The 5,868-nt window shown below is 37.6% G+C and carries 5 protein-coding genes and 1 pseudogene; 1 reads left to right on the forward strand and 5 read right to left on the reverse strand.

Annotation, left to right across the window (positions count from 1 at the left end):
* Positions 1–523 precede the first annotated feature (523 nt).
* Positions 524–1,876: an SLAP domain-containing protein gene (locus CP355_RS09205; RefSeq protein WP_098044385.1), complete on the forward strand. Its 1,353-nt coding sequence runs from the start codon at positions 524–526 to the stop codon at positions 1,874–1,876.
* Between the two features lie 149 nt (positions 1,877–2,025).
* Here the strand turns inward: CP355_RS09205 and CP355_RS09210 are convergent, their stop codons facing one another.
* The 5 genes and pseudogenes from CP355_RS09210 to CP355_RS09225 all read right to left on the reverse strand — a co-directional run.
* Positions 2,026–2,835: an Rpn family recombination-promoting nuclease/putative transposase gene (locus tag CP355_RS09210; protein WP_098044386.1), complete on the reverse strand. Its 810-nt coding sequence runs from the start codon at positions 2,833–2,835 to the stop codon at positions 2,026–2,028.
* 191 nt (positions 2,836–3,026) lie between these two features.
* Complete coding sequence (locus CP355_RS09215; protein WP_233187026.1) at positions 3,027–3,338, reverse strand: hypothetical protein; 312 nt, start codon at positions 3,336–3,338, stop codon at positions 3,027–3,029.
* 325 nt (positions 3,339–3,663) lie between these two features.
* Entirely contained in the window at positions 3,664–4,476 is an 813-nt protein-coding gene (locus CP355_RS10640; RefSeq protein WP_233187027.1) for an SLAP domain-containing protein, read from the reverse strand.
* Positions 4,477–4,478: 2 nt separating this feature from the next.
* Entirely contained in the window at positions 4,479–4,976 is a 498-nt protein-coding gene (locus CP355_RS10645; RefSeq protein ID WP_233187028.1) for a hypothetical protein, read from the reverse strand.
* A 348-nt stretch (positions 4,977–5,324) separates the two neighbouring features.
* Positions 5,325–5,868: pseudogene (locus CP355_RS09225) on the reverse strand (hypothetical protein); the annotation flags it as partial.

The raw sequence follows: 5,868 nt of genomic DNA on the forward strand, positions 1-5,868 counted from the left end.
GAATGGACTTTTTATTTTTTATCAAGTGTTCAATTTAATTTTACAATCGGCGAAAATAAGATAACTACACAAAAAAATGTTTTAAAGAAATCGTATAGAAATATTACTTTTTTCAGATGATTTTGTTATATGTTTGTAAAATTTTAAAAAATGAATAAAAAATTAAAGGCGGACGGAAGTCCGCCTTTTCTTGTTATGACTACGATTGAATTAATTGAAAAGTTGAGGGGGCGAAAATGCGCGGCGGGGTAAGAAAGTGGGCAAATATTACAAAAAGGAATTTTCAATTAATTTAACTTGCTATTTTTTGCTCAGGTTAGTACAATATGAATCGTGGTAAGTAATAGGACGTGCTTCAGGCATGACGCCTGTACGCATGCTGATCCTTCAGCAAGACTACTACCTCGCGAGAGTTATAAACTCGTGGATCTTGCTTTGAAGAATTTTGTACATTATAGGCTCCTATCACATGCTGAACCTATGGCCTATTACATTTTTTATATTTCAAGGAGGAAAAGACCACATGAAGAAAAATTTAAGAATTGTTAGCGTTGCTGCTGCTGCTTTATTAGCTGTTGCTCCTGTCGCTGCTTCTACTGTAAGCACTGTTAATGCAGATTCCGTTCAATCAGTTACCCAACTTGGTAAGGTTCCTGCATTTGCAAATGGCTCAACTGTTAATGTTAAGCCAAACATCACTTTGAACACTGCTGTAGGTAACAGTGTTGCTGCTACTATTTCAGCTTCATTTGAAGTTACTGTTAACGGCACTACTGCTACCTCAAACTTTAAACCAGATGCTTCAACAGTTACACTTAAGGACAGCAAAGGTAATAAAGTTGAGCCTGACGAATTTAATAAAAAAGTTAGTCAAGCCGTTGCTGGTGAAAAGTTCACTGTAACTTTAACTGATGTTGGTTTGAACTTCGGTACTAAGAATGCAAACAAGGATGTTACTTTAAGCTTCCCTGGTGATGCTTCAGCAACTGCAACTGTTAACGGTAAATCAGAAAAAACTGACACAAACGGTAATTTGAAGGTTCACCTTGACAAGAATGGTGTAGTTAACTTGGATTCAGTTACCTTTGCAGTAACTGCTAAGGACTTCTCAAACCCAGCTGTTGTTAACTGGCTTAACGCTACTACTAATGCAGTTGTTAACTCAGGTAACGTTGAACTTTACGCTGGCTCAGATGCTGGTAAGATGAACGTTGCTCAAGTTATTGCAGCTGTTCGTGGTAAGTACTATGCAACTAACTTTGGTACTTTAGCAAACAAGGAAGCAAGTGACATCAAGTACACTGACAACCTTGTTGAAGCTTTAAAGGCTGCTGGTGTTGAAGTTAAGGATAATTGGTTCGTTGCACCTAAGTCATTTACTTTCAACATGACTGCAACTGCTAACAACAACGATGCTTCAAAGACTTTACCTGTAACTGTTTCAGTTCCAAACGGTAAGGATGTAACTCCAGCTACTGTTCCAAGTCAAAGCAAGACTGTTATGCACAACGCATACTTCTACGACAAGGACGCTAAGCGTGTTGGTACTGACAAGGTAACTCGTTACAACACTGTAACTGTTTCAATGAACAAGACTAAGTTCTCAAACGGTATCGAATACTACGAAGTAGTTGAAAACGGCAAGCTTTCAGGCAAGTTCATCAACGCTGACAACATTGACGGTACTAAGCGTACTTTGAAGCACAACGCATACGTATACCGTTCATCAAAGAAGCGTGCTAACAAGGTTGTTCTTAAGAAGGGTGAAACTGTAACTACTTACGGTGGTTCATACACATTCAAGAACGGCAAGAAGTACTACAAGATCGGTAACGACACTAAGAAGACTTACGTTAAGGTTGCAAACTTTGACTAATATTCTTGGTCAACAAGATAGCTAGTACACGCTAACTAAATAAAGGGAAAACGAGGCATTTGCCTCGTTTTTTCTTTTGCATAAAAAAGCCGACACGCTTCATGCATGCCAGCTTCCAAGAAACTATTTTACTTAATTACAATTTTTACTTAATAATTTTCTTCTACTAGCTTCTTAATCTCATCGCTAGATAAATCGTTACTGTAATCTTGCAATACTTTTTCAAAAATCACTTCAGAAGAAAGATCAACTTGCTTTAATGCTTGAATTAACGTAATTGCATCTTCTATAGCTTTCTTTTTAGTAGCCTTTTCTGCAGCCTTCATCGCAACCTGATTCATTTCATAAGCCAACTTATCCATGTCATCGACCCACTTTCCACTATTAACATAATGATTGATATCCTTTTGCAAGTCGGCAATATAGCCTTGAGCATGGTTAATTACGCCATTCATATAATCCAAGAAATCCAACATCTTTTGGTTAAGATCGCGGTTCTTGCCCTTAGAGTTGAAAACTTTGATATGCATGCCTACGTTAAATTCTATAGTCTTGGTTTTGCGATCAAAGAAATTGAATTCATACATACTTTCACCCTGATCGAATGGATCATACGTACAGAAAAACACAACGTAAGTAGATTTAAGCTTAGTGTAAGGTGGGCCCGATTTCAAAGTGAAGTTGTTCAACCCCGCAGCGTAATACTGCATGCGTTCTTCTAAATCATGCTTATTAGTCGTCTGCATTTCGATGTCATAGATACGACCTTTGTTATCTTGTGCCCAGACATCTAAGCGAAAGTTTTTGCTCTCAAGACCAATGTTGCCGTCATATTGAGTGATTACATTAATCTTCTGCAAATTCAACTCAGGATAAGCACGGCGGAGCAGCTCTAGGCAATTTTTTTCTTGCTCATCACATGGCCAAATACCAGATCTTGCGTAATGCCAGGATATCAAGTTATTCTTTTTCCCATAATTTACCTCATAATAGCTTGTACATCAGTAAAATAGTTCCCACTATTTAATACGCAAGAAAGGGGCATTTTTTCCTGGCAAAATAAATTATTTCGCCAACATCTTCCGCAACTTCATCAGCAAATCATGTTTGAGATGGGTGAGGGTTCCGCGTGAGATGCCGTATTCTGCGGCTAATTCTGTGATCTTCTTGTTAGAAATAAATGATCATAGAAAATAACTTGCTCCATCTTACTCAACTTGTTAACTTCCTGCTTCAAGACAACTAAGTTGTTCCAATCGGCTTCTTCGCCAAGATCGTAAGCTTCATTCATATCTGTGTTACGTTCACATACACGCTGTTCGCGCTTCAGTCTATTCAATGTCTGCCAGAGAACCTTCTTGAAACTTAACTTATCAATTTCTGTGCGAGCCTTGTCGGTAGCTAATTCTTCGAGCATTTCGGCGTAAACAATCAGACCTTCTTGAAATAGATCATCATACAAGTGGTAATCGGGACGGACATGTGCGGCCTTTAGTACTCCACCAACTAACTTGCGATTTTCCCATGCTTTTCTAAAACCGTAAGGAACTCCTTTTTCTAATGTTTTAGGAAATTAAATTAAGGAATAATTCATCCTTACACAAACTATTTTACGGTCTCACATGTTTATATTAATATGCATAAATATAAGGTTTATGTTATTTATTAGTTATGAATTATAGAAAACGTATAAAAAGCCCATGATTATTGAGATCATGAGCTTTTTAGTACAAAAGAAAAAACGAGGCAATGCCTCGTTTTCTCGCTTAGTCAATGTTGGCTAATTTTTATTCAAAGTTAGCAACCTTAACGTAAGTCTTCTTGGTGTCAGCACCGATCTTGTAGTACTTCTTGCCGTTCTTGAAGGTGTAAGCACCACCGTAAGTAGTTACTTCAGTACCCTTCTTAAGAACAACCTTGTTAGCACGCTTCTTTGAAGTCTTGTAAACGTATGCGTTGTGCTTCAAAGTACGCTTAGTACCGTCGATGTTGTCAGCGTTGATGTACTTGCCAGTTGCCTTGCCGTTTTCGATAACTTCGTAGTATGAAATACCGTTAGCAAGCTTAGTGGTGTTCATAGCAACAGTTACAGTGTTGTAACGGGTAACCTTGTCAGTACCAACACGCTTAGCGTCCTTGTCGTAGGAGTATGCGTTGTGCATAATAGTCTTGCTTTGACTTGGAACAGTAGCTGGAGTTACGTCCTTACCGTTTGGAACAGTAACAGTAATTGGTAACTTAGCTGAAGCATCATTGTTGTTTGCTGAAGCAGTCATTTCAAAAGTAAATGACTTAGGAGCAACAAACCAACCATTAGCATCAACATCAATGTTCATAGCCTTTAAAGCTTCTTTGATGTTGTTGCTGTATGAAATAGTACTTGATTGACTGTTGTACTTGTCACCTGCATTGTTGCGTGCAACATACTTGTTTTCTGCAGCAGCTACAAATTGAGCAACGTTCATCTTACTAGCATCTGAGACAGCATCTAAAGTAATGTTACCGCTAGTTACGTTAACGTTAGTTTCTCTGTCGTACCAAGCAATAACAGCTGGGTTAGCAAAGTCCTTAGCAGTTACGTTGATAGCAACTTGGTTCAAGGTTACAGTACCGTTTTGGTCAAGCTTAATAGTTCTTGAGTTTGTAACAGTATTGTGTTTGATGCAAGTTGGAAGAAATCGCCTTCAGGCATAGTTAAAGTGATTTCCTTGTTTGCGTTTTGTGAACCAAAGTTTAAACCAACATGGTAAGTTGAACCTGCAGTAAGGTAATGAACATCTTGTAAATTAGTAATTTCCTTGCTACCGTGGAAAAGTTGGATGTTTGAGTATCCAGGCTTAAAGTTTGAGGTAGCAGTAGTACCGTTAAAAGTAGCGTCAAATGATACAGAAATAGCTGCCTTAATTGAACCATGTACTGTGTTTAATGAAATATTTGGCTTAACATTTACAGCATCACCATTAGCTAAAGTAGGTACCTTACCTAATTGAGTAGCGGAAGTAACACTAGCAGCGTTAACGGTGCTTACAGCAGAAGCAGCAACTGGAGCGACAGCAAGCAAAGCAGCAGCAACGCTAACAATTCTTAAATTTTTCTTCATGTGGTCTTTTCCTCCTTGAAATATAAAAAATGTAATAGGCCATAGGTTCAGCATGTGATAGGAGCCTATAATGTACAAAATTCTTCAAAGCAAGATCCACGAGTTTATAACTCTCGCGAGGTAGTAGTCTTGCTGAAGGATCAGCATGCGTACAGGCGTCATGCCTGAAGCACGTATATTGTGTACGTGATCCTTAAATTTGATTTTAGTGGAGTGATTTTTCCTCTTATATGCTAGGGGTGGATTGGGTGGGTTTATTCCGCCGCGTGTAATCCGGGTCTGAAGATAGAGGATGTTAAGCGTAAGGGATGCAAAAGAAAAAGCCCATGATTTTGAGTAATCATGAGCTTATTTTGAGGCAAAGGCGTTTAAGTGAATGTAGCGAACTGAATCGGAATTATCAAATTTCTCTTTGAATAGGTCGCTTAGCGAGTGTCTACATTCTTTATATTTTTCGAAAGTATAGTGTCGATTTTTATCTTTGTTAAAATTTTTTTGTCTATTAGCAACAGGACAGACTAAATGATATGGATCTATCAAAATTACTATTAAGTTTTGTGTATTATCATTTAAATTATCTGGGTTAATTGCATAAATAGAAAAAACTCTAAATTTTCCTTTACCATTAGGATCGAAAAAATCCGTTCCTTTATTGACCGTAGATTCAAAAATACTGTCATTAAAATAATCAATTATTTCTTTAGAGATATCGTGGCTTAGAATTTCTTTTATTCTTTTGCTATTTTGTCGATGTAAAATATCGATTGCTGTAATTTCGTTGGCAATTTGCTGAGGATTTTTACTTAAAGAAAGAATATTTTTGTAGGTAGAAGTATTTTTAATGAAAAACGCCCGAAAATCCCCGTATTTTAATGCGGGGATGGATAGGGCT

It is taken from the genome of Lactobacillus sp. UMNPBX4, from assembly GCF_002554115.1.
GTDB lineage: Bacteria > Bacillota > Bacilli > Lactobacillales > Lactobacillaceae > Lactobacillus > Lactobacillus gallinarum.

Coding starts and splice junctions, on each gene's coding strand:
- CP355_RS09205 (WP_098044385.1), top strand. CDS start 524: ATGAAGAAAAATTTAAGAATTGTTAGCGTTGCTGCTGCTGCTTTATTA.
- CP355_RS10645 (WP_233187028.1), bottom strand. CDS start 4,976: ATGAAGAAAAATTTAAGAATTGTTAGCGTTGCTGCTGCTTTGCTTGCT.